Here is a 266-nt window from a genome sequence, read left to right as displayed (position 1 = left end):
CGCCAACGTCGAGAACCTGCTCCTGAGCGGTACCGACAATCTCAACGGCACCGGCAACAGTTCGGGCAACCGCATCACAGGCAACGATGGCAACAACATCCTCGACGGTGGCCTCGGTGCCGACACCATGATCGGCGGCCTGGGCAATGACACCTACATCGTCGACAACGCCGGTGACACCATCATCGAAACCAGCACCCTGGCCAGCGAAATCGACACCGTGCGTTCTTCAGTGAACTGGACCCTGGGCGACAACCTGGAAAATC

General features: G+C 59.8%; 1 pseudogene. It reads left to right on the top strand.

The features are described 5' to 3' along the window. Positions 1–266 (top strand): annotated as a pseudogene (locus tag L6D81_RS29400) (putative Ig domain-containing protein); the annotation flags it as partial.

Source organism: Pseudomonas sputi, assembly GCF_021603585.1.
Taxonomy (GTDB): domain Bacteria; phylum Pseudomonadota; class Gammaproteobacteria; order Pseudomonadales; family Pseudomonadaceae; genus Aquipseudomonas; species Aquipseudomonas sputi.
The sequence above is the reverse complement of the archived record's forward strand: the minus strand, read 5'-3'. Positions and strand labels throughout refer to the sequence as shown.